The sequence below is a fragment of the Desnuesiella massiliensis genome, assembly GCF_001403615.1.
GTDB lineage: Bacteria > Bacillota > Clostridia > Clostridiales > Clostridiaceae > Desnuesiella > Desnuesiella massiliensis.
This window is the reverse complement of the sequence record NZ_LN879456.1, coordinates 209921-234111: the sequence shown is the minus strand read 5'-3', so window position 1 is coordinate 234111 and position 24191 is coordinate 209921. Positions and strand designations below refer to the sequence as shown.

Genomic DNA, 24191 nt, shown 5'->3' with positions numbered 1-24191 from the left:
ATATTAAATCTTTCTTCTTTCATATTTCTCATCCTGCTATTTAAATTCATTTATAGAATATTCAAAGTCTTTTCTAAAATATGCCTTTACTCCAGATTCACTCCAATCTTTAGGTAGGAATATAGTATCGTAAAGATAAATTTCTTTTTTAAACTCATTCTCAACCTCCTTGAATAATTCTTTATAATTTTTTACTCATAATCCACACTCTAAACATATGTAAGTATCTATTTCTTCGATATAATGATAAATAAAAATGGTATGAAAAAATGAAGGAGTAAAGGCAAAAATATGTGAAAAAAATTTTGGAAGCGGAGTTTAGATATAAACTAGATTTATATTAAGAGTCCAATATTGTCCAATAAATTCCTTTAAAATCCTTTACCTTTCTGCCTTAATATAATATAATATAATTTAGAACCTAGAACTTCGCCAATTCTTAATCCAGACTCATACATTATGCGTACAATAAGTTCATCTCTACGGGTGTAATCTTTCCTTATCACCGTAAGGATTCTATTCATCTCATCAACAGATATGTACCGAGGTACTTCTATAACTTCCTTTGGTTTTTTCTCATTATGTTTTTGTATATCTTTTGTGACATGAACATTCACATCATTTATGGTTATGGCAAAATTCTTTGTAGTTACATCATGTAAAAAATGATTGGTGCAACCTAAAAAGTTAAAATAATCTCTATAAGCCAACAAATAATTGTTTATTGTCTCAGGTCCTCTCCGTGTCTTTAGCTCAAAAGAGAACACTGCTCCAGATATACTTATTCCTTTTAGAAATGCCTTAAACCTTGTGAATTCATCCTGAGAAAATTTTCTTAGATCCTTTTTTATCATGTCCTGATAACAGAATAGTAACTTCAACGCCTGCATATGCTGTTTCTTTGTGTTAGGCTTCAATTCATCTATACGATGGTAATTTAAAAAATCAAATGCAGTTTCAATCACTCTCATATTGCTATCGAACAGTATCCAATAGGTCTTACCATCAACCTCTTTAGAAGCTGATTTACAATAATATTCGTTTATTGCTGTATCCTTGCCTGTTTCGTCAATTAAGTGTAACTTGTAATAAGTTTCATTACCTCTTTTGTATTCTCTTAAAACTATCACTAGAGTAGTCTCCTTCCAAGAAAAATAGCACACTCTTAAAATCATGATAGTAATATTATACATCTCAAGGTAAAAAAATACAAGAACATTCGTTCTCACTGTCTTATCACATCTAAATATTTTTTCAAAAAACTGTACCATTTTAAATATTGATTACAAAATAAAAAAGTCCTTATGTATCAAGGTCTTAACTCTGTGGTACATAATATCAGTTCATGATAAATTGGCATACTCCCAAATTAATTTACCTTGGCTTTTTAATGCTACCATTAAAACATTTAAATCATATGTTGCTAAATCACCTATAGAGTATATATTAAGCTTATTTAACTTAGGTAAAGTAGCTCTTCCTACCATGAACAAGTCCTGAACTGATAGAGTCCACATTTTTTCTTTTATCTCTTCAGGAAAAAGTGTATGAACCATATCTGGCTTCTTTAAATCTCCTGCCATTTTAGCCAAAAGTTTATTTGAAGAGATTCCTATATTTACTGTAAATCCAAGTTCCTTTTTTATTCTATCTTTTATTTTATGAGCCAAATCTACAGGGCCGGAATGTAAATGTTTAGTGTTGCTAAGATCTAAAAAGCTTTCATCTATAGAAAATCTTTGTATTAATGGAGTGTATTCCTGTAATATCTCATGCATTGCAGAACTGCACATCATATATAAGTCATAACGTGGTGGTACTATTATTAATCCGGGGCACTTTTGCTTTGCTGAATATATAGCTTCTCCAGTCTTTATATTATACTTTTTTGCTAGTGTACTTTTTGCTAGGACTATTCCATGCCTAGTTACAGGGTCTCCACCTATTACTGAAGGCAGTGTTCTTAAATCAATCTTATCTCCATGCTGCAACCTATAGGTAGATTCCCATGACAAATATGCAGAATTAGCATCAATGTGAAATATTAGATTTCTATGCTTATAATTCATAATAAACATTCCTTTTCCACAAGTATTTAATAATATAATATGACGAACTTATGTTTGTGTCAATATAATTATACGCACATTTGTTTGGTTTTATTCAAATCACAATTTATTTTTTATGGTGACTTTTATAAATTCCTCTTATCTTTAAGGTTATTTCACATTTTTACAAGCACCGCATATTCTAATATTGTAGCTAAATTACTCGGAGGTATATAAATGTATTATGAAAACGATAGTCTAAACAATAGTGATGACCTAGCTGAGGAACGTAATAAGTACCGTGATAATTATAAGGATTTTAACTCTTATCCTTTCGTGCATTACTGTCCAATGATGTCACCTTACGGAATGTATCCCTATATGAATCGTGAAGAAGAAAATATGGCTAGGTCCGATTATAGACCTGTTGGCGGTCATGGCGGCGGTTTTGGACATGGTGGAGGTTTCGGCGGCGGCTTTGGACACGGTGGAGGCTTTGGTCATGGTGGTTTCGGACCTGGCCACGGAGGATTTGGTCATGGCCACGGAGGATTTTTCCCAGGACATGGAGGATTCTTCCCAGGGCATGGTCGTCGTCCTTTCTTTAGACCATTCTTCTTCTTCGGTCCAGGTCCATGGCCTTATTACGATGACTTTTATGATGATTATGATGATTATGATGATTATGACGATGACTATTATGATGATTTCTACTAAACCATATAAAATAAATAATAACTGCAGTTTTTCTGCAGTTATTATTTATTTTATATAAGAGTTTTAAAAAAAGTCAAATGGATAATTCCTATATGCTTTCACCTTCACAGGTTGTATTGTAGAAATGCATTTTTTGAATCTATCATTTAGCACTCCCCAATTTATATTTTGAATGAATGTGGAAATATATTTTGCTTTGTCTGTTCCAAAGTCCATGAAATATGCATGTTCATAAAGATCCATGACCAATATTGGATAAGAGAGCCACACAGCCCCGGTATCATGCAAATCGCTTCCTATTATGTGTAACTTGTTATCAATTGAATCAATGGAAAGAACTGCCCATCCTCTCATAGATAATCCCACATTTGTAAGGTAACTGAGAAAATTATCATAGGAAGAAAATTGTTCTACTATGGCGTTAAGTACTGCACCGTGAGGAGTATTATTTCCACCAGTCATATTCTGAAAATAAAGCTCATGAAGCTTTGCTCCGTTTAGTGCATATGTTTCTCCAAGCTTTAAGCTACGCATTTTAGAATAAGTGGTATTGCTATCAGTATAATTACTAGGTATATATGGGGTATTCCAAATTTCATTTAATTTATTTACGTATCCAACATACAATTTGTAATGATCATCAAGCTGCCTCTTAGAAATACCTTTTATTGATTTTAAGTCAAAAATTTCAGGCTTAATATTACTCATTAAATCACCTCTCTTAAATATACTATTACATAATATGATAATATCTCTTCGAAGGTTCAGCTTTTAACTATCAAGTAATTATTTTTCGCTTAGAAGATAAAAATATAAAAAATAGCAGCAACAAAAATGCTGCTACTATTTTTACTATACAAACTTTTATGTTTATAATTATTAACTTAAATACCAGTAATCCTTATTTGCTTCCATTAAGTCATCTAATACAGCTTTAGCCTTTTCTGGGTTTACTACTGTCCTATTTAAGGTTAGAGCCTGTAAAGCCTTCGTATAGTTCTTTTCTAAAAATGCTTCAACGGTTAAGAGTTCGTAAGCATGCTGAGCCTCCATCAATCCCTTATAAAAAGGCTTTATGTTTCCATATTTGTAAGGGTTAGCCCCATCTTTACCTACTGTACCTGCAACCTCAACAATAGCATCTTTACTAAAGTTTGTTATAATGTCGTTATTTCTGCTCATAAGTATAAATTCATTGTGTAAATCGTAGGCTATAGATTCCGCTAGCTCTACCATTAAATCTCCAAAGACGCTGTTTGTTATTATTTCAATATCTTCGATAGAGTCAGTTCCTATAGCTTTTGAACATATGTCCCAAACTTCTTTTTCTCTACTGTCCTTTGCTTCATCAGCCCTTGTATAATTAGGATCGCTTTCTGCTACTATTTCCTCTGAAAAGAAATAATATTGTAAATAGGTAGTTGGTATATACTCATCAAAGAAATTCATATATTTATTTACTCTTAAATAAGTGTCAAGCCAAGATTTTGAGCGTTGCTCTGCATTATAAGGCTTAAAATCATAATCTCTTAAATAGGTTTTTAGACTTTCATAGTAATCCACTCCATCAGTGCCTTTAAGCTCTGTAAACCATCCAAAATGATTAAGTCCAAAGTAGGTGGCTCTTAAAATACTTTGCTCTACACCTAAAATTTTTGCAAAGGATCTCATAAGGGAGTATGGCTGATCGCATAGATTTAAAATTCTTTTATCATCAGGAAACACCTTATCTAGACCTAAAGCTACTATAGCCGCCGGATTCGTATAATTTAATATCCAGGTATCCTTTGAATGTTTACGTACCTGATTAACCATTTCTATCATATCACCTAAGGATCTCATGCCATAGGCGAAGCCTCCTGGTCCGCAGGTTTCCTGACCTACTAGTCCATACTTTAATGGAATCTTCTCATCTAGACTCCTCATCTCATTTTTTCCAACACGCATCTGACAGAATACAAAGTCAGTATTTTTATATGCCACATCTGGATCTGTAGTGAATAAAACCTCTGTTTCTGGAAAATATGTCTTTAAAACTAATCTTATATAGTCCTCCATCTTTGAGGTTCTTTCCATATCTATATCATAAAAAATAATCTTCTTTAAAGGAAATCTTTCCTTTAATTTAACTAAACTTCCCACTAATGCTGGAGTTCTAGCACTTCCTGCTCCTGTTATGGTTATTATATTGCTGCTTCTCATGTGTTCCTCCTTATACGTTTACTGCTAGCTTCTATGATCTTTGTAGCACTTCATCAACTTCATTTCTAACAAACTCAACCAATGGTCCATAAACTATATGAATATGCTTAGCTGCTGGGAAAAATACTCCTGTGCATCCTGAAGTTTCTAAAAGCTTACGATCAACTAGCTTAACATCTTCTAAATCTATTCTTAAACGAGTTATACAGTTATCAACATTGCTTATATTTGATTTTCCACCCAAAGCTTGTACTACTATTTTTGCTATTTCATTATATTTCTTTTCTCTTATAAGAGCATTATCTGTTGATGGAGAATCTTCCCTTCCTGGAGTTTTCAAATCAAATTTTATAATTGCCCAGGTGAATACAAAGTAAATTACCACCGCTAAAATTAAACCAATGATTATAAAACTTATCCAATTTGTTTTTTCATATAGCAATCCAAAGATTGCAAAGTCAAATATAGTTCCTCTTATATATCCTATGGCTACCCCTGCAAAGGAAAGAGCCACAGCGCCTAAACCTATGATTACTGCATAAATTACATATAATAATGGCGCAATAAAAACAAAAGAGAATTCTAATGGTTCTGTAACATTACCTAATAATGCCGTTAATACACATGTAACCATTAAAGATTTAACTAATTTCTTGTTTTCCTTGTAAGAGGTTTTATACATCGCTAAAGCTATAGCTGGAAATGCGAATAAAGTACAAAGCATTTGCTGCTGAGCCATGAATCTTGTTAAAGAAGGCATCATGCTCCAATATTCGCTACTAGGACCTAGTTTAAATAATACTTGATTTAATGTTGGAACTACACCAACAAAATTTTGTCCATCTATTACGTAAGTTCCTCCAGCCTCAGTAAATCTAAACAATGCATTCCATAGATGATGAAGACCAAAAGGTATAAATAATCTCTCTCCTGCCGCCGTAAAGAAAGGACCTACAGGGCTTAAAATTACCACTGATAGCTTAGTTAATAAGGCCACAAATATTTCCCATATAAATGGTATTACTAATCCTATAGCCATCATTATGCCCATTGTAATTATAGGTACTGATTTCTTACCAGAGAAGAATGCAAAAGCAATAGGTAGCTCAAGCTTGTAAAATTTATCTGTAGCCCAAGCAGCAACTAGACCAGTAATAATCCCGCCTAGTGCGTTTATATTCATTGTCTGTATTCCTAGAACCTTTATTTGTCCATACTGGCTCATAACTGCTGGATCCGCTAGTTTTCCAGTAACAACTAACCACACGTTCATAGATATTATTAAAATAAGATATCCGATAACTGATGCAAATACTGATATTCCCTTGTCTTTTTTAGACATACCATAGGCAACACCCATAGCAAACATTAATGGAATATTATCAAAAATTGCACTAGCTATAGTCCTTAAATTAACTAAAATAGTATTTAGGACATGATTCCCTAAAAACGGAAATCTAGCTATCATATAGGATTGAACTAAAGCACCTGTTATACCTAATATCATTCCCACAGGAGCCATAACAGCAATTGGCAGCAATAGCGTTCTACCAAATCTTTGTATCTTTTGACTAAAATCTTTTGACATTTCACTTCCCCCATTAATCAATTTAAATTTATTAACTTATGAATACGTTTAATAAAAGAGCACTCTTTACAAAAACTATTTTACATATATTTAAATCGCCTTACAATAATTCTGCATGATACTATTTTCCTTTATATATCCCTAGGTCACAAGAAATGAACTAGGTCATAAAAAATAACCCACCTATAAAAGTGAGTTATTTTTATTAAATTCTTTAATGGAGTTGACTAAAATCTCAATTACTACAAACATGCCTATTCTAGACAAGCTATCATTAAACTTTGTTTTTGTATCATCTGATACGCAGTGTAGGGTATAATCACTAAGCTTCTCTAGTTCATTAGCTCCAAAAGAAGTTATGGATATTATCTTAGCCCCTTTTACCTTTGCAATATTAGCTACTTCCAAAATTTTTTCAGTATTTCCAGACAAAGAAATCAAAATAACGGCCTCTTGACTACTAAGTGAATTGCTCACTAATGTAATCAAATTATAGTCTCTAATAAAGATACATTTTATACCTATTGTCAAAAGCAGGTGGTTTAAATAATCTGCAGTAGCTTTGCTTGTTCCTCTAGCAAAAACGTAAACGATATTTGCCTTAATAATCTCTTCAGAAATTTTCTTATATTTATCAATATCTATTACAGCAAAGGTTTTATCAATATTTTGCTTTATATTATATTGTAGATCCTCTGCAAATTTTATATCTTTATCTTTATTACTATTTGACTTCAAATAATACTTTAAATCTGAAAAACCTTCAAACCCCAGCTTTTGAGATAGATTAATAATCACAGTTTTAGAGGTATAGGTTTTTTTAGCCAAATCACTTATCTTCATTTTTATTATTTCTTCTTGATGTGAATAAACATAGGTAAATACCTTTTGTTCACTATTGGTTAATGTACTGAATCTTTTAGCTAAATTCTCCATATAATCCCTACTCTCTAAAAGTTAACATAAATGCTTTATTAAAAATATTTTACTATATTAAAAAGAAAAAGCAATGTTTTTTAAATCTTTTAAAAGCTCATCTTCTATATAGCCCTCGGTAAATATATAAAAGTCTGGTGAAATAAATTTTATTGTGCCATGTTCTAGGTGTATAAGTCTCAGATTTATAGCCGCTGTATCATACATATTTACAAAACCATAGCTTATTGTTTCATCCTTATTCGAATAAAGCTGTATTTTATCTTTTAAGTTGTTAGTTCCATATAATAATGATGAAGATGCCAAAATATCCATAGCCTCTCCGCCTACTTTATATTTATCAAAGGTTCCTTTTGAATTCTTTAATTTTACCCAATTGTTCTTAGGGCTTTCATCAAAATTAAAGAAGGATAAACATTCAAAAGGCTCAAAGCTTATAAGCTTACCCGTATTTTGCACTATTTCTGCGGTATGACATAATACTGGAACTCCTGGCAGCATTAAATAATATTGATTCACCTCTAATCCCTTAAAGTATTCATTGCTTTTTATTTGAAGTTTTACTTTAATACCTTCCCATTTATTTTTGAAGTTATCTTCAATGGCCACAAAATCTGCCTGTATATTTTCCTCTAAAACTGACCTAAAACTTAGCTCTTCTGGTAAGGTTACAATTCCCCCAAGCCAAGGATTAAACCAGGATTTTGGTTTTGGCGTGGGGAAGGAACTTTCAAGCCATTCATGATTATTATATTTTAAGGAATATAGTACAGGACTAAAGGTATCACAGACTTTAATTTCCATAATACCGTTACTTACAGTGTATATTTTATGCCCCTGCTCTTGAATTATTTTTGAATTACAGGAATTGTTCACAATTTTAAATATCATCTTATTCTCTTCTGAATAAATATTGTCAGTGTCTATTTCTAAATTTAAAATATCTCTTTCAACTTCCTTGTTTAAAGCAGGTTGAAACTCTGTTTCGAAAGCTTTATTTTCTTCACTTATAATATTAGTAATTTTTTCGAAGTTTTTATTCTTGGAGCTTATAGAGTACTCACCTTCTAAATAATAAGCTTCGTGCTGAGAAACCTTAACCCTAAAGCTTTCTTTTACAAAAGGATTGCCTTCATTAACGATCATTTCAAGAGAGTTGCTTAATACTAAATTATTTTCATCACTTTTCTCTAAAGCAAAGCTTCTAAAGGCCTTCCAATGCCTAAAGGCATCCAGTGCCATAAATATTGGCTTTGTAATCTTTTTCTCTTTAGGCTTCATTTTCCCAAGCTCATGTTCAAATACTATCTGCCGTCCATTTGATTTAACTTGTAAGTCCTTATGCCAGCATAGTCCTAAGCTTTCCCCTATATTTCTTACATATACCCAGTTTTCTGTTAAGTCATCAAAATTGAAATCTTCTATCCATTCAGAACTAGAATCTGTACTTTCAATAAACTTATGCTTTAATGGTAAAATAGCTCTAGTCAATTTCATAAATAAATTTTGAGATAAGCAAATTTCATTAGCCGTTTCGTATATTCCATCATTATAGACTTCATAATAATGCTCTGCTATGCCATTTTGAGAAAGCTTTAATATTGATTCTATCCTGATATCTTTGTAGGTCTCAGAGACAAAAGTTGTTTTTAATAGAATTTTATCCTTTTCCTCATAATGTTCTATACTATTAGGACTTATATTTGAAAACTCCTCTGAAAAAGGCCTTCCCAGCATTGGATAACATATATGGCTGCCTCTTTCATGCATCCCAAAGGCTTGTATTGATATTTTATTTTCTTCGTTTAGCTTTGCTGAGTATAAGCCATTGGCCACTATATAGAATTCCTCTGTTTTTCCGCCAAATCTTCCCTCTCTTCCTTTCAAAGGCGCTGTCAGTTCTTTTTCAAATAATACCTCTTTTCCATTCTTAAGCTTTACTTTTACTTGAATTACTTCATTGTAAAAATTAAAATTACTTAAGATATACTCAAGCCTTACAGACTTTCTTTTTACCATTCATATTATCAGGATTTAATTCTACTGACTTCCTGTAACTATCTAAAGCTAATTCCTTATGTCCACTTTCCAGATACATATCTCCTAAAGCATGGTATAGACCTGATTTTTCTGGGAACAGCATAATTGATATTTTTAATAATTCAATAGCCTCTTTAATTTTCTTCCTCTCTAATAGTTCATAAGCAATATAATAAAAACTATCTGCATTAACATAATAAGCTTCCAATGCTGCTTCTTTTATTAAACTACATTCCTTCATTGCAGTTTCAAAATCTTTATTAAGCATTATTTCTAGAGTATAATTAGCAAGATTCTCTTTTATACCTGAAGCTTTATGGCCTAAAACTATGTCCATAATGTTTGAGCCTATATAATTAATTGGACCATAATCACAGTTCATCATTAGAGCTACTGCTGCTTTAATTTCAGGTAAAATAACTAAATTGCTTAAAAATCCCGTGTCACAACCACTATGAGATCTAGCTTTAACCCCTTTATATTCTCCTAAAAACCAGGCTAATCCAACTTCTGATGTATATCCAGCCCAGCCTGTAGCTGCTTGTTCTCTCCATAGTTCTGAGTAACTTTGAGGTTCTAATATCTTAGTTTCTTGAAATCTTCCTTCATTTATATAAGCAATGGCATAATTACACAATTCCACTACGTTTGAGCATAAAGTAGAGCTCGGACCATGTGCACGATTATAAGGAAAAACTTCACTAACTTTTACTCTATATCCCTTCTCAAAATCTAAAACATGAGGAGCTGTAAGTAACTCTTTTGAAACTAAAGGCTTTAAAAAATTACTTTCTTTCATTTGAAGAACATTTAAAATATGCTCCTTCATATAATCTTCAAAGGACATTCCGGAAGCCTTTGCAATAGCATCTCCTAATATTTCAAAGGCAATATTGCTGTAAGCAAATTTTTCTCCTGGTTCCCACATCAACCCTTTATCTTTTAAATTTCTAACATATCTTTCTAGTGCCTCCTCATCATACTGTGGCTTATTCCATTCATAGCCCTCTTCATCCGGCATACCTGATATATGGTTTAGCATCTGACGAATAGTGATTTTCTTATACCTATCATCTTTAAGTTCAAAATAAGGTAAATACTCTATGAGGTATGAGTCTAGCTTAATTTTACCTTGCTCTACTAATTGCATTATTCCTGTAGCCACAAAGGTTTTTGATACTGAGGCCATATGGAATAGTGAGTATTCATTTACTGGCTCTTTAGTTTCTATGTTTTTTACACCAAATCCCTTTGTATAAATGACTTCATTATCATAAACCACACCCACGGCTAAGCCTGGAATAGGCTGTTTTGCCATATATTCATTGATTACTTTATCTAAATTTTCTATTATTTGATTTTTGGTTTCCATATATAATCTCCCCTTTTACATCTATTAATTTATTAAATAAAGCTTATTAAGCACACCTAATTAATCCCACTGAAGCATATTCTCAATAATTTTAGTTCCTATGCCTTGACCTTGATATTCTTTATGAACTAGCAACCTTAAAATATAGGCATGTTTAATTCCATCTGAAAGTATTTGAACGAAGCCTATTAAGTTATTATTTTCATCACGTGCTGTTATCCATCCCCAGGACAGCTTTAAGGAATTCTCTAATTTATCTACGTCTTTTATTCCCCAGCCTAGGGTACTCAATAATTCATTTAATTCTATTAAATCTATTTTTTCATTTCTTTCAATCCTCATAATTTTCGCTCCTTACTTATGTTTATCTTTAATTTTGCATATAATCTTTCTTTAAAATTGCCATTATTATCCCATCTTCTAATTTACCTTTTATTAAGTCACGTTCTCTCACAATGCCCTCCTGCGTAAAATTGACCTTTCTTAAAACCCTCACAGATGCATCATTTCCTGGCGTTATAAATGCCTCTATCCTATTTAAATTCATAGTTTTAAATGCAAAATCTACAATTGCTTTTATGGCTTCTGCAGCATATCCTTTATTCCATTGTGATCTCATTATGTCATAACCTATTTCGCACCTCCTAGCCTCCTCCACAAAGTCACCTAAGCAGCAAATACCAATTAGTTTATTGTTTTCTTTTAATGCAATGCCCCAAGTTATCTCTTCTTGCTGCTGAAATTCATCACTATATCTAGAAATAAATTTCATTGCATCATGCTGAGATTTTATTGGATAAAACCAATCATATTTTGCCACCTCAGCATCACTGAGTATTTCAAAGATATTTTTCACATCCCATGGATTGATTTCACGAAGAAATAACCTTTCTGTTTCAATCACCGGAAAAACCTCAAAACAGCTTTTATTCATATTCATCCCCCTTATTAAAATACTTATCAACTAATGTTATTCATTTTTCCTGCTCAATCCTCAAAATTTATAAACTTCCTCCCCTTCAAAAAAATTAAGGATGCAGATGAACATACTTCCATCTACATCCTTTTAAATTCCATTGTTATATATGGTTTTATCCAAATTTTTTTAGTAAAACTAAGGGCTGCTTCTTTAATTAAATATTAATTTATATATGTCCATAATCTCTTGAAGATTGGCATTTTGGAACATGTATAAGTTAAGTTTCACCTTTATTTCCCTGTAGAAGCCACTAATATAGTATTACTATGGATAAATATCTACCATATATTGATCTAAAATAAAAAGTTGTGTTATCAAAAACAACACAACTTTCCTTTCAAACTATTATTAAGCAAGACAAAGCTAAGGTGCAATTAAATATACAAGTAGATATATTTAATTATAACCACTCTAATCACTACCTATCGCTTTTATAACTTACTGTAATATTAATGAAAATTAAAGAATTGTAATTGATGTTGTTCATACTCTATATAATTAAAATCCTAGAAGTCATAATAAATAAACCTAAATAGATAGTTTACAAAAACATTTCTACTTAAAGTATTTTCACTATGATTTTATTATTAGACTTTTAATTTATTAGTATTGAAACAACATAATCATTCTTCCTATCTCCTTTAATATTAAGTATTTTTTTGTAACGACTTTTTAATGTCGTTATATTGATAATATTATATATTTTTACAATAGTCAATAATTTTTAGAAATTTCTAGATATTTAGAATTCGCTAATACTATATATCTTTAGCAATAAATATCAGTTAATAGTTACTATTATTTTTAATTTACTATTCACACATATCTTTTATATTAACATTTCAACTCCTCTTCACATATTATAAACTAAATTACATTTACAGGAGGAATTTGAATGAAAAACAAATTTATTAGTATTCTTGTTTTAGTATTAGCGTTAATTCTACCTCTATCCCTAATTTCCTGCAAGAAAGATACTAAACAAAAGGACCTTGTAAAAATTAGACTTAACGAAGTGACTAGATCCGTATTTTATGCCCCTATGTACGCAGCTATAAATAAGGGCTTTTTTAAAGAAGAGGGGTTAGATATAGATCTTTCCACAGGTCAGGGTGCAGATAAAACCATACAGCAAGTTATAAGTGGTGGTGCGGAAATAGGCTTCTGCGGCCCTGAGCAAGTTATATATATCTATAATCAACAAAGGGAAAACTATCCTATAGTATTTGCACAGCTTACTCAGAAGGATGGTTCTTTTATAGTTGGTAGGCAGCCTGAAACAAACTTTAAATGGGAAAGTCTTAAAGGCAAAACTCTAGTAGGTGGAAGACCTGGTGGAATGCCTGAAATGTCCTTAGAATATGTGCTAAGAAGCAAAGGATTAGAGCCTGGAAAAGATGTGGATGTAATAACCAACATTGCTTTTGCAGCTACTACCGGAGCCTTTAAAGGGGGAACTGGAGATTATGTTGCCCTATTCGAACCTAATGGCAGTATGCTAACTAAGGAAAAAGCTGGCTATATAGTAGAATCTGTAGGTAAGTCCGCAGGCACTATTCCTTATACTTGCTTTATGGCTACAAAAGAGTATATTGATAAAAATCCAGATTTAATTGAAAAATTCACTAGAGCTATATACAAGGGCCAAAAATGGGTACTAAGCGCTAGCGATGAAGAAGTAGCTAAAGCCATCATCAGCTTCTTTCCTGGAACCGATGAAGATATTTTAATTAATGTAACTAAAAACTATCGCTCTATAGACGCTTTTGCTCCTACTCCCTCTATTAAAGAGCAAGATTTTATTAGATTGATGGACATAATTCAATCCTATAAAGCAGATTTAATTCCTCAAAGACCACCTTTTAATAATATAGTTACTAACAAATTTGCAGATAAGGTTGTCAAGGATTTAAAGTAACCGAAAAAGTAGGTGAAAAAGATGCACAAATTAGAAATAAAGGATATCAATATGAATTATCACTCTTTAAAAGGTGAGACGGAGGCTATTAAAAATCTATGCTTTTATGTAGATGAAGGAGATTTTGTAAGTATAGTGGGACCTTCAGGCTGCGGTAAGTCTACTCTTCTTAATATTATTTGCGGTCTTATTAAGCCCTCTAGCGGAGAAATCTACTTAGATGGTGAAGAGATAAAAGGCATAAACCCCAAAATCGGTTATATGTTTCAAAAGGATCATCTTTTTGAATGGCTTACAGTTTGGGATAACATTCGCCTAGGGTTAAAGATAAAGCACCAATATACAAAAGAATCTGAAGTAAGAATCAAGGCTCTGCTAAATTCCTATGGCTTGTATCAATTTAGACTTCATCATCCCTCAGAATTATCCGGTGGCATGAGGCAGAGGGTAGCTCTTATACGAACCCTAGCCTTGAATCCTGAAGTACTGTTATTAGATGAACCCTTTTCTGCCCTTGATTATCAAAGTCGTTTAAAGGTTAGTGATGAAATTTATGAAATAATCAAGAAGGAAGGAAAAACTGCACTGATGGTAACTCATGATATTTCCGAAGCCATATCTACCTCTTCAAAAATTATCGTTATGTCAAAACGTCCTGCTTATTTAAAAAGAGAGCTAGATATAAGCTTTGATAATGGTTTTACTAGTCCTTTAAAACGAAGAGAAGCTCCTGACTTTAGAGTATACTTTAATACTATATGGAAGGAGTTGGATACAAATGAATAATTATAGTTTAGAACATAAGAATTATTTAAAGAAAATAAAAAGAGATAAGATAAAAGTAGCTTTAGCAAGATTTTTAATTCTAGTGCTATTCATTTTAATATGGGAGATATCAGGACATTACAAGTGGATAGATCCTTTCTTAACCAGTACTCCTTCTAGAATTATAAAAAGTATAGGTAGATTCTATGCTGAAGGTACACTTTTTAAGCATATATTAATTACTTGCTACGAAACTATATTGGGTTTTGTTTTAGGAACTTTATTAGGCACTTTAATATCCATTATACTATGGTGGTGGGACTTTGTCGAAAAAGTATTAGACCCCTATTTAGTTGTGTTAAACGCTCTTCCTAAAGTAGCTTTAGGTCCCATTATAATCTTTTGGGTAGGCAATGGAATGAGCGCTATTATCATCATGGCTCTTTTGATTTCCATTATTGTAACCATCATAAGTGTGCTTTCTGGCTTCAAGGAAGTAGATATAGATAAAATAAAGCTGATGCAAACCTTTGGTGCAAATAAGCTTCAAATTTTAAGATATTTAATCATTCCTTCCTCCGTACCTACTTTAGTATCCGCTCTTAAAATTAATGTGGGACTATCTTGGGTAGGGGTAATCATGGGAGAATTCCTCGTAGCTAAGGATGGTTTAGGTTTCTTAATAGTGTACGGCGGCCAAATTTCTCAACTAGATATGGTAATGATGAGTATAATCATATTATTAATTTTAGCCTATGCTATGTACAAAGGAGTATCCTTATTAGAAAATAAGCTAAGAAAAAAATATTAATCTTATTATTTAGAGGGAGCAGAATCCCTCTAAATTTTTTGTGCAGGGAAACATAATTTTAATTATATTGAAACAATTTTAAGTTGTTTAAGAATTCCTTTTCATAGTATAATATCCTTAGTACATACATTGCATTTATGAAAGAAATAATATTGACGGAGGAACTAAAATGATTAAGATGTCTAAACCCTTTTTAGAATTCATTTTTGTGTTGGCAGTAGCTGTATTAATTTATAGCTTTAATCTAGGCTTATTGGGTAATCTATTTTTATTATCCTACTTTGCCTATAAGGTTTATTCTATGAGGTATTTTGTTTACTCTATTAAAGGTAACAAGCTATATAGCCAAAGAAATACAGAGGAAGCCTTAAAATGGTTTAAAAAAGCTGCAGAGGTTAGAACCTGTAGACCTAGGGTTATAAGTGGCTATGGCTATTTGTTGTTAAGAGAGGGTCGTGTGGAAGAGGCTTCTAAAGTTATAGGCAAAGTTCTAAAGATGAATTTAGATCCTATGGAGAAATCTAATACAAAAATGACCTTAGCTTTAATTCATTGGAAAAACAACGATTTACAAGGCGCTATTGACATATTGGAAGAGATTTATAATACATATAAAAGTGTTACTCTTTATGAAAGCTTAGGATACTTACTAATTTTAACTGGGGACTATGATAAGGCTTTAAAATTTAACTTAGAAGCTCAGGATTATGATAGTTCAAATAATATAATATTAGATAATCTAGGTGAAACCTACTATTTCCTTGGTGAAAAGGATAAGGCCTTTAATATATATAAAGACTTAGTAGAAAAACCTATCACTTTTGCTGAACCCTTTTATTTTTATGGCTTAATTTTAAGTGAAAGAGATCGTAAGGAAGAAGCTAAAGAGATGTTTGAAAAGGCTTTAAGCTGCCGAGAAAGCTTTTTAAGCAACCTAAATAAGGATAAGATATCACAAGAGTTAGATAAGCTATCTAACGAAATAAATGATTAAAATTTATAAGGCTAAAAGCAATAAAGGTGCTTCCTCTTCATACAGGAAACACCTTTATTGCTTTTTATTTTATAAAGTTTTAGCTATAGCTACCTTCGCAATTTCATTTAAGTTATTTTTTTCATCTAAATTCAATGTTTTGTAAGCATCTTTGCTATAAGCTTTTGTTAACCCTAATACAAATGAAATAATATTTTTCATATCCTTTATGTCCTTACAAGAGTATATACTTTCTGATTCTATATATCTCTTTTCTCTTATAAGCTCCTCTAATTTAGTCTCAGCTTCTAATGCACTTTGATTATACTTAGGCTTTACTATATCATCCTCTAGGGCAAGTTTTAGGGTAATAAGAGAAAGTGCTGTAATCCTTTCATCAAACATAGCTCTGTCATTATCTAAATAGTCTATCATGAATTTTAAGGATTTATTTATTTGATTGATGTATATATTTATATCTTCATCACCCAATAGAAATGCTAATAAGGATAATACATTAGAGTTTAACTTTTTATATGCCTGCTTTTCTCCAAAATTATAGAATCCTCCATCTACAGATTGATATTTGGCTATAATTCTTAATAGATTTTCCCTATCATATTTTATTTTCTCTTTTGCTACATATTTATCTAAACCTTCCTCCTCCATAATTTCTCTTAAGTCTACTTCATATAAAAAGCTTGGAGAATCTAAGAAGTAAGCATCTGAAATATCTTGCATTGCTTCTTCCGTAATATTAACAGGTATTAGATTATTTATACTCATCCCTAGCACAGGCTCCTCAATTTGCTCTAACATTATAAAAGAAGTTTCTGAGCTTATTATGCTGGATTCCTTAGATATCTCTATAATTTTGCTTCTCATAGCCTCCGCTTTATCACCTTTTTCACCCATCATATGTTCTCTTATGGATTCAATTCTCTTGCGGCTCCAAGCTTTTTCTATTAATTCTATGCTTCCTTCTAAATCTATTTTATCCAGGTCTATGGCCTTTTCATAATCTCTTTCTCCAACCTTACCTTTAATTATTACCTTTCCGCCTATATCTCCTCTTACTTTGGCAAAGAAGGTAAAAGGTTCCCTATCATATAAGTACTCAATAGTTCTTGGATAGGTTTGCTCCACCTTTAGAGCTCCCCAATCTATAGACAATACATCTAATTGAGGGTTATTTATTCTATTAAATTGTCTTAAAATCATATCATCTATTCTTTCACCAGGATATATAAACTCTGGCTTTCCATAGCCTATATGAGCTAGCTTATTTATAAAATAACTATTTACAGAAGTGTCTATACCTATAGGGAAAATACGATTTTCTCCTAAATTAGCTTCAACAAAATCTAGTATTTCATTTTCATTTTCCACCATATCATCGGTAAATAATATTATGGTTCCCTGTTCATTGCTCTTTAGCGCTACCTTTATAGCCTCAAATATATTGGCTTCCTTACCTAAAATTAAGTTATTAATCCATTCTGTAGCCCTATATACATTATCTTCGCTATATTCTACATTTCCATCTTCAGAAAATATATTTAAATTTTCACTAAAAGCAATTAAGTTAAAGGTATCACCCTGATCTAAATTCTTTATACATAATTCTAAAGCATCTTTAGCCTCTTCAAATTTGTACCCTTCCATAGACTCTGATAAATCCATTAAAAAAATATAATTTTTACTGCTATCCTCAGAGGCTGCTTCTAATTTAGGTATTATTCTTAGATATAAAATCCCCTTATCATCCTCATCATATCTATATAGCATTCCGCTATATTCATTATTTTTACTTTCTTCCATTATCAAAGTAAAGTTTTTATCTAATTTTTCTTCCTTATGTAAGGTAACTCTATATAGAGTATCATTCTCACTCTGAATATTGATTATATGACTTGGAGAACTTATATTTAGTTTGCTTAAGGATTCAATCAACATATTAAAATTAAATTTATAATCCTTACTTTCTATATTAGTTTCTTCCTCCTCATTGATATTTTTAGGGGGAGTTATAGCAGGAAGATATAATTTGAATTTATTGTTTTCAAACAATAATTGGTCTAAATAAGATACAGTTATCTTCACCGTTTCTCCAGGCATTATGCTGCCAATGGAGATCTTAAATATATTTTCTTCATAACTTTCTATAGTAATAGGGTTCAAACCGTTTTGCACCCCTTCAAGAAACATTTTTTCTGTCTCTCTTCTATCCTCCACTAAAGCTTTTAAGGTTTTTCCCCCAAGCATAGCTTCAAAGCCAGTAATTACAGCCGTATCAGGTATTGGAAATATATAAACTCCGTCGATATGACTTTCTCCTTTATTTTCATACATTTGTGCAATAGAAAACTCTACAAACTCTCCACACACACTTCCGTTTATAGAAACCTGCCTTAAAATAACATCAGAATCTTGAATTTCTTGCCCATTGTATAATCCATATTTAACCATAACTAATTCTCCTTTCAACGCTCTGAAATTTGAAATTATTTGAATATTTTATATTTTAAATATTCTACGCATTATTTATTCTTTCCTCTTTTAAAAGCTAATGTTAATTAAATATTTACTATTTATTATATTGTTTAAATTTTCTTTATATTTTACCTTTTCAATTAAATAAAGATTTAACAAAAAAAGATGATACATTATAAGTATAGACTTTTTTAATTTGAGGTGAAAAATGAAAATATTAAGAGAGCTTTCAATCATATTATTTTTATACTTTATAGGTGAATTTATTCATAACTTGTTTAAACTACCTATTCCAGGCAACATAATAGCTATGATATTGTTGCTTTTATGTCTTAGCACAAAAATAATAAAAGTTGAGGCTATAGAAAATATAACTAATTTTTTATTAGATCATCTAGCCTTTTTCTTTGTACCTGCTGGAGTTGGCTTAATAACAGCTCTAGGTATACTAAGAGGGAACTGGATTAAAATTTTAATAGTTTGTTTTATAACTACTATAATAGTTATGGTAGTTTCAGGCCTAGTTGTGCAAGCTCTTAAAAAAACTGAATAAGGATGTGTTTAAATGCTAAAGATAATCGACTCTCCTCTGTTTGGCATATTACTTTCATTAATATGTTTTGAAATTGGCTGTTATTTAAATAAGAAATATAAAATAGCTATTTTAAATCCCCTTCTTATAAGTCAGCTATTAATAATATTTGTACTTTTAAAATTTAACATAAGCTACGAAAGTTATAGTAAGGGAGGAGATTTTATTTCCTTTTTCCTAGGACCTGCTACCGTTATTTTAGCAGTGCCTCTTTACAAAAAGCTAGCTTTATTAAAAAGGAATGCTTTGGCTATAATTCTCGGAATAGTAGCTGGTAGTTTCACTGGAATTATATGCATAATATTGTTATCTTATGCTCTAGGCTTAGATATGACTATAGTAAAATCCTTAGCCCCTAAATCCGTTACCGTGCCTATAGGTGTAGAAATTACTAAGCAGTTAAATGGAATACCTTCTATTACTGTAGTATCAATTATAATTACTGGAATCATAGGTTCTATAATAGCTCCTTTTATTTGTAAAGTATTTAAAATTAAAGACAAGGTATCCATGGGGATTGCCATAGGTACCGCTTCTCATGCCTTAGGTACTACAAAAGCTATGGAGCTTGGGGAAACTGAAGGGGCCATGAGTTCCTTATCCATAGGACTGGCAGGACTTATTACGGTTTTTCTTGTGCCAATTGTTATAAAGATATTGGGATTTTTTATTAATATATAATAAGAAAAAAGCGACGGAAGTCGCTTTTTTTGAATTCACAGTTCACAATGCACAATGCACAATTATGGAGGATTTTTCTCCGCTTCTCTACGAAAAATCTATAATTATATTTTTAGTGGCTTATCCACTCTAAAAGTCGTGGCTAAGCATTAGCCACACTTTATAAATTATTATTTTTTCTACGCTACGCGGAGAAAAAAATTTCCTTCATTGTGAATTGTGCATTAAAAAAGGCTAAAGAATAGACTTTTAAATAAAAGTTGCATCACAACTTTTATTCATAACTAACATTACTAATTCTCCAACTAAAATTATTACTATCTTTACTTTTTTCATAACTTAAATCTGCACTAAATTTCTTACCATTTTTGTCCGTTAATCCTTTTGATGATACTTTTCCATCTTTAAGCAGCTTTTTAACCATGGTTTTTGTAATTTTCTTTTTTAGTGTCTCCAAATATTTGTCTTCTTTCCATAGTACAAATTTGCATCCACTTTTCCAGTTGCTACAGCCAAAGCCCTTCTTTCCTTCTATGATATCATTGCCACATAAGGGGCATTTTCCTAGGGATTCTAAGGTTGATTTGTCCACTTTAGCTTTGCTTGCTTCCCTAGGTTTAACCTCACTAGTATTAGCGTAGATCAATTTATTCTTATCATTTTTTATATTCATCACTGCATTATAGGTAAATTTACAAATATGACTGAGAAATTGTGTCTTCTGAACTTTACCCTTTTCCATATCATAGAGTATTTTCTCTAATCTACCTGTGTATTCTAAGTCTAATAGATCTTTTACTGGAAAAATCTCAATAAGCTTTTTTCCTAATTCTGTACACATGAGATTTTTTTCCTTGCTATAAATATAGCCTACATCCTTTAATTTCTTAATAGTTTCTGCTCTGGTGGCAGGTGTGCCAATACTAAAACCGCTTAGTATGGCATTCATCATATCTTCACTTTCTACCTCTTCATTTTCTTCATCCTTATAGCTCTTTCCGCAAGTCTCCATAACTCTTAACAAGGTTTTTTCCGTATGGTATTTTGGTGGCTTTGTAGTGTGTTTAGATATCTTGCTTTGAACTAAATCAACCTTTTCATTGATTTGCACCAAGGGAAGTATGGTGTCTTTAGATTCTATTTTCTCAACCTTTTTCCATCCCTCCACTAACTGTACTTTTCCCTTAGAACTAAACACTCCTTTAATCTCTGCTTCAATAACTTTTGTAATAATAACGGTTTCCTCAAACTCAGCCACGGGCATAAACTGCATTATAAACCTACTTTTTATGGCTGTATAAACTATGAGTTCATCTGCTGTCAATCCTTTTGGCATCATATAAGTAGGAGTTATAGCGCTATGGCTCTCAACTTTAGAGTTATCAAATATACGCTTTGTAACTTGAAATCTTACTTCCTTTTCATAAGGTAGTCCCATCTTAAGCAAATTAAGCACCTTCTCTGCTCTTTCTGCTAAACTCTCTTCTAATACCACGCTAGCTGTTCTAGGGTAGGTTATAAACTTTTTTTCATATAGGGATTGTGCTACTTTTAGTACCTTGTCCGATGTCCACCCTTTATACTTACTAGTGACATAGCCCTGAAGATTAGAAAGGTTGAATAAATAAGGAGGATACTCCTTTTTCTTTTCAACTTGTTTGTCAACTATAATTCCGTTTTTACCTTCTATAAGCTTTTTAATATGGTCCAGTTTACTTTTATCCTCAAACTTTTCTACATTATCTTCAATATAGGTTCCTTCATATTCTTTATTAGCAGCAGTTTTAAACTCTGCAGATAATTTAAAGTAATTTTCTGGTATAAAGTTTTGAATTTCTTTATCTCTATCATATATTATTTTTAAAGTGGGTAATAATACTCTTCCAATGTTTAAAGGTCCATTTTTACCAGTTTGAAATTTTAATGTGGTCACAGTGGTTAAATTAATACCTAAAATCCAATCAGCCCATTGTCTGCTTATACCTGCATCTCTAAGACATTGCATTTGTTCATTGGGTTTAATGCTTTTTAGCCCTTTAAGCACTTCCTCTGCTGTCCATTCATTAAGCAATAGTCTATATACAGGCTTATTTGTTCCTAGATATTTAATTAGTATATCTCCAATTATTTGCCCTTCCCTATCAAAGTCACAGGCAGAGATAATGCCTTCTACCTCTTCTCTATTCACTAAAGACTTTATAATAGAAATCTGCTTTTCTGCTCCTTTATCATTTTTATCCTTGTGAGCAGGGTCGCATTTAACCTTATATTTAAATTGCTTCGGTATAAAAGGAAAGTTATTCATTTGCCATTTTGCCATTTTACTGTCATAATCCTTAGCATCATATAGCTGAAGCAAATGTCCAAAGGCCCAAGTAACAATAAAGTCCTTTCCCTCATAATACCCATCTTTCCTTTGATTAATTTTTAGGGCATCGGAAATATTCTTCGCTACTGAAGGCTTTTCTGCTATTATAAGTTTCGTCATAGAGCACCTCTTTTTAAGTTGTTGTTTTATAGGAGGATGTGAAAAACATAGGTATTCTTTTTCACGGGCCGCTGGTGGGGCTCCACGCGCGGTGTAGAGAAACCTATAGAATACCTTTTTTCACATCCTCCTATAGATAATTATGTACTTATACCTTTTATTCTAATACATATAGGTGTAAACTTTCAACTTTATGTATTAAAAACCTATCAAATGCAATATTTATAGTAAAGCATCGTAAAAAAACTGCCTCAAAAAGAAGCAGTCTTAAAATTCTTACTAAAACTATTGATTTGTAATATCATATACTATGTTTCCATCTATTATAGTATATAGAGTTTTTGTAAATACCTCCATAGGATTTCCATCAAATATTGCTATATCTGCGTCCTTGCCTACTTCTAAGCTACCAACTCTATCTGCTATATTAGCTATCTCCGCTGCATTTATAGTTATTGCCTTTAACCCGTCTTCTAAGCTTAAACCTTCTTTTACCGCTAGTCCTGCACAGACAGGAAGATATTGCTGCTCAATTACTGGGTGGTCTGTCATAATGGCTACCTTAACCCCTGCCTTTATTAACTCTGCCGGAGTTGTAAAGGACTTATTAGTTAACTCAATTTTAGAATTAAAGCTCATAGTGGGACCTACAATAGCATTGAAGCCTGAAGCTTTAATATGCTCTGCTATTAAGTGTCCTTCTGTGCAGTGATCTAATGTCATCCATAAATCAAACTCTTTAGCTATTCTTATAGCAGTTAATATATCATCTGCTCTATGAGCATGAGCCTTTAAAGGAATTTGCTTTTCCATTACAGGAATTAAGGATTCCATCTTTAAGTTTGCTTCAAAAAATTCTCCTTTTTCTAAAGCTCTCTCCTTCTTCTCTTTATAATTTTTTGCTTCTAGAAGAGTTTGTCTCAATAAAGCTGCAGTGGCCATTCTTGTGCTAGGCATCTTTCCTTTTCCATTGTAAACTCTCTTAGGGTTCTCTCCAAAAGCCACTTTCACAGCAGCAGGAGCTTTTATAACCATTTGGTCTATGCATTTACCATAGGTCTTCATGGCCACAAATTGTCCGCCCATCACATTAGCACTGCCTGGGCCTGTCATCACAGAAGTTATACCGCCCTTTATAGCCTTTTGAAAAGCCTCATCCATAGGATTTACCGCATCTAGAGCTCTAAGTTGAGGAGTTATTGGATCTGTCATTTCGTTGATATCACTGCCTTCAAAGCCCATATTAGCTTCAATAGCACCAATATGACTATGAGCATCTATTATTCCTGGTAAAATCCATCCTCCCTTAGCATCAATTATTTCTTCTCCTTCTAAGGGTTCTATGTTTTCACCTAGAGCTTTGATTCTTCCATTTTCAATAGAGATACAACCATTGTCATATATTTTTCCTGTCATGGTATATACTTTACCATTTTTAATTAACATTTGTATTCCCCCTTTTTATAAATGTTGTTATAGGAATTTATTCTATTATAACATTTGTTTTCCTCTTACTTTTTTATCCAATAGCACTAATTCTGTACTGCATCAGTGCAAATACTATTATCACTTTGCAATGCATACTACA

The 24191-nt window shown here is 31.9% G+C and carries 19 protein-coding genes and 1 pseudogene; 7 read left to right on the top strand and 13 right to left on the bottom strand.

The annotated features are described in order from the left end of the window. Positions 1–371 precede the first annotated feature (371 nt). Positions 372–1130 (bottom strand): site-specific integrase, encoded by a 759-nt coding sequence (locus BN2665_RS11815; protein WP_055667325.1) that lies wholly within the window; start codon positions 1128–1130, stop codon positions 372–374. Positions 1131–1352: 222 nt separating this feature from the next. After that, a pseudogene (locus BN2665_RS11810) lies at positions 1353–2069 on the bottom strand (DNA polymerase Y family protein); the annotation flags it as partial. A gap of 216 nt (positions 2070–2285) precedes the next feature. Between BN2665_RS11810 and BN2665_RS27005 the strand changes: the two are divergent. Then, entirely contained in the window at positions 2286–2765 is a 480-nt protein-coding gene (locus tag BN2665_RS27005; RefSeq protein WP_154674934.1) for a hypothetical protein, read from the top strand. Between the two features lie 63 nt (positions 2766–2828). Here the strand turns inward: BN2665_RS27005 and BN2665_RS11800 are convergent, their stop codons facing one another. The 8 genes from BN2665_RS11800 to BN2665_RS11765 form a co-directional block, all read right to left on the bottom strand. Continuing rightward, on the bottom strand, positions 2829–3473 hold the full coding sequence (locus tag BN2665_RS11800; RefSeq protein ID WP_055667324.1) for a superoxide dismutase: 645 nt from the start codon (positions 3471–3473) through the stop codon (positions 2829–2831). Between the two features lie 171 nt (positions 3474–3644). Next, positions 3645–4967 carry a family 4 glycosyl hydrolase gene (locus tag BN2665_RS11795; protein ID WP_055667323.1) on the bottom strand — a complete coding sequence of 441 codons (1323 nt, stop codon included), beginning with the start codon at positions 4965–4967 and terminating at the stop codon, positions 3645–3647. A 31-nt stretch (positions 4968–4998) separates the two neighbouring features. Next, the gene (locus tag BN2665_RS11790) at positions 4999–6555 is read right to left on the bottom strand and encodes a PTS transporter subunit EIIC (protein ID WP_055667322.1); all 1557 of its coding nucleotides are present in this window, start codon (positions 6553–6555) and stop codon (positions 4999–5001) included. A 183-nt stretch (positions 6556–6738) separates the two neighbouring features. Further along, positions 6739–7491 carry a MurR/RpiR family transcriptional regulator gene (locus BN2665_RS11785; RefSeq protein WP_055667321.1) on the bottom strand — a complete coding sequence of 251 codons (753 nt, stop codon included), beginning with the start codon at positions 7489–7491 and terminating at the stop codon, positions 6739–6741. Positions 7492–7548: 57 nt separating this feature from the next. Beyond that, positions 7549–9510 carry a hypothetical protein gene (locus BN2665_RS11780; protein ID WP_055667320.1) on the bottom strand — a complete coding sequence of 654 codons (1962 nt, stop codon included), beginning with the start codon at positions 9508–9510 and terminating at the stop codon, positions 7549–7551. Next, complete coding sequence (locus BN2665_RS11775) at positions 9482–10903, bottom strand: serine hydrolase domain-containing protein (protein WP_055667319.1); 1422 nt, start codon at positions 10901–10903, stop codon at positions 9482–9484. The genes BN2665_RS11780 and BN2665_RS11775 overlap by 29 nt, the downstream gene beginning before the upstream one ends. Positions 10904–10963: 60 nt before the next feature. Then, positions 10964–11245, bottom strand: coding sequence for a GNAT family N-acetyltransferase (locus BN2665_RS11770; RefSeq protein ID WP_055667318.1), 282 nt, complete (start codon positions 11243–11245; stop codon positions 10964–10966). Positions 11246–11273: 28 nt separating this feature from the next. Beyond that, positions 11274–11837: a GNAT family N-acetyltransferase gene (locus BN2665_RS11765; RefSeq protein ID WP_055667317.1), complete on the bottom strand. Its 564-nt coding sequence runs from the start codon at positions 11835–11837 to the stop codon at positions 11274–11276. A 940-nt stretch (positions 11838–12777) separates the two neighbouring features. On the opposite strand from BN2665_RS11765, the gene BN2665_RS11760 reads away from it, so the two are divergent. The 4 genes from BN2665_RS11760 (at position 12778) to BN2665_RS11745 (ending at position 16370) form a co-directional block, all read left to right on the top strand. Further along, entirely contained in the window at positions 12778–13800 is a 1023-nt protein-coding gene (locus BN2665_RS11760) for an ABC transporter substrate-binding protein (RefSeq protein ID WP_055667316.1), read from the top strand. 21 nt (positions 13801–13821) lie between these two features. Beyond that, on the top strand, positions 13822–14586 hold the full coding sequence (locus BN2665_RS11755) for an ABC transporter ATP-binding protein (protein WP_055667315.1): 765 nt from the start codon (positions 13822–13824) through the stop codon (positions 14584–14586). Further along, positions 14579–15376 (top strand): ABC transporter permease, encoded by a 798-nt coding sequence (locus tag BN2665_RS11750; RefSeq protein ID WP_055667314.1) that lies wholly within the window; start codon positions 14579–14581, stop codon positions 15374–15376. Before BN2665_RS11755 ends, BN2665_RS11750 begins: the two co-directional genes overlap by 8 nt. A 169-nt stretch (positions 15377–15545) precedes the next feature. Further along, complete coding sequence (locus BN2665_RS11745; RefSeq protein WP_055667313.1) at positions 15546–16370, top strand: tetratricopeptide repeat protein; 825 nt, start codon at positions 15546–15548, stop codon at positions 16368–16370. 69 nt (positions 16371–16439) lie between these two features. Here BN2665_RS11745 and BN2665_RS11740 read toward each other — a convergent pair whose 3' ends face one another. Continuing rightward, positions 16440–18818 carry a VIT and vWA domain-containing protein gene (locus BN2665_RS11740; RefSeq protein ID WP_055667312.1) on the bottom strand — a complete coding sequence of 793 codons (2379 nt, stop codon included), beginning with the start codon at positions 18816–18818 and terminating at the stop codon, positions 16440–16442. A gap of 232 nt (positions 18819–19050) precedes the next feature. On the opposite strand from BN2665_RS11740, the gene BN2665_RS11735 reads away from it, so the two are divergent. Together BN2665_RS11735 and BN2665_RS11730 are read left to right on the top strand one after the other, a co-directional pair. After that, entirely contained in the window at positions 19051–19395 is a 345-nt protein-coding gene (locus BN2665_RS11735; protein WP_055667311.1) for a CidA/LrgA family protein, read from the top strand. 12 nt (positions 19396–19407) lie between these two features. Beyond that, on the top strand, positions 19408–20115 hold the full coding sequence (locus BN2665_RS11730; RefSeq protein WP_055667310.1) for an LrgB family protein: 708 nt from the start codon (positions 19408–19410) through the stop codon (positions 20113–20115). 274 nt (positions 20116–20389) lie between these two features. On the opposite strand, the gene BN2665_RS11725 is transcribed toward BN2665_RS11730, so the two are convergent. Next, positions 20390–22603: a type IA DNA topoisomerase gene (locus tag BN2665_RS11725; protein WP_055667309.1), complete on the bottom strand. Its 2214-nt coding sequence runs from the start codon at positions 22601–22603 to the stop codon at positions 20390–20392. A 285-nt stretch (positions 22604–22888) separates the two neighbouring features. Continuing rightward, a complete protein-coding gene (locus BN2665_RS11720; protein WP_055667308.1) occupies positions 22889–24049 on the bottom strand; it encodes an amidohydrolase in 1161 nt (386 codons plus the stop codon). Positions 24050–24191: the final 142 nt, after the last annotated feature.

What these genes read in the sequence shown, in the direction of transcription:
- BN2665_RS27005 (WP_154674934.1), top strand. Translation starts at nt 2,286, where the DNA reads ATGTATTATGAAAACGATAGTCTAAACAATAGTGATGACCTAGCTGAG.
- BN2665_RS11800 (WP_055667324.1), bottom strand. Translation starts at nt 3,473, where the DNA reads ATGAGTAATATTAAGCCTGAAATTTTTGACTTAAAATCAATAAAAGGT.
- BN2665_RS11795 (WP_055667323.1), bottom strand. Translation starts at nt 4,967, where the DNA reads ATGAGAAGCAGCAATATAATAACCATAACAGGAGCAGGAAGTGCTAGA.
- BN2665_RS11790 (WP_055667322.1), bottom strand. Translation starts at nt 6,555, where the DNA reads ATGTCAAAAGATTTTAGTCAAAAGATACAAAGATTTGGTAGAACGCTA.
- BN2665_RS11785 (WP_055667321.1), bottom strand. Translation starts at nt 7,491, where the DNA reads ATGGAGAATTTAGCTAAAAGATTCAGTACATTAACCAATAGTGAACAA.
- BN2665_RS11780 (WP_055667320.1), bottom strand. Translation starts at nt 9,510, where the DNA reads ATGGTAAAAAGAAAGTCTGTAAGGCTTGAGTATATCTTAAGTAATTTT.
- BN2665_RS11775 (WP_055667319.1), bottom strand. Translation starts at nt 10,903, where the DNA reads ATGGAAACCAAAAATCAAATAATAGAAAATTTAGATAAAGTAATCAAT.
- BN2665_RS11770 (WP_055667318.1), bottom strand. Translation starts at nt 11,245, where the DNA reads ATGAGGATTGAAAGAAATGAAAAAATAGATTTAATAGAATTAAATGAA.
- BN2665_RS11765 (WP_055667317.1), bottom strand. Translation starts at nt 11,837, where the DNA reads ATGAATAAAAGCTGTTTTGAGGTTTTTCCGGTGATTGAAACAGAAAGG.
- BN2665_RS11760 (WP_055667316.1), top strand. Translation starts at nt 12,778, where the DNA reads ATGAAAAACAAATTTATTAGTATTCTTGTTTTAGTATTAGCGTTAATT.
- BN2665_RS11755 (WP_055667315.1), top strand. Translation starts at nt 13,822, where the DNA reads ATGCACAAATTAGAAATAAAGGATATCAATATGAATTATCACTCTTTA.
- BN2665_RS11750 (WP_055667314.1), top strand. Translation starts at nt 14,579, where the DNA reads ATGAATAATTATAGTTTAGAACATAAGAATTATTTAAAGAAAATAAAA.
- BN2665_RS11745 (WP_055667313.1), top strand. Translation starts at nt 15,546, where the DNA reads ATGATTAAGATGTCTAAACCCTTTTTAGAATTCATTTTTGTGTTGGCA.
- BN2665_RS11740 (WP_055667312.1), bottom strand. Translation starts at nt 18,818, where the DNA reads ATGGTTAAATATGGATTATACAATGGGCAAGAAATTCAAGATTCTGAT.
- BN2665_RS11735 (WP_055667311.1), top strand. Translation starts at nt 19,051, where the DNA reads ATGAAAATATTAAGAGAGCTTTCAATCATATTATTTTTATACTTTATA.
- BN2665_RS11730 (WP_055667310.1), top strand. Translation starts at nt 19,408, where the DNA reads ATGCTAAAGATAATCGACTCTCCTCTGTTTGGCATATTACTTTCATTA.
- BN2665_RS11725 (WP_055667309.1), bottom strand. Translation starts at nt 22,603, where the DNA reads ATGACGAAACTTATAATAGCAGAAAAGCCTTCAGTAGCGAAGAATATT.
- BN2665_RS11720 (WP_055667308.1), bottom strand. Translation starts at nt 24,049, where the DNA reads ATGTTAATTAAAAATGGTAAAGTATATACCATGACAGGAAAAATATAT.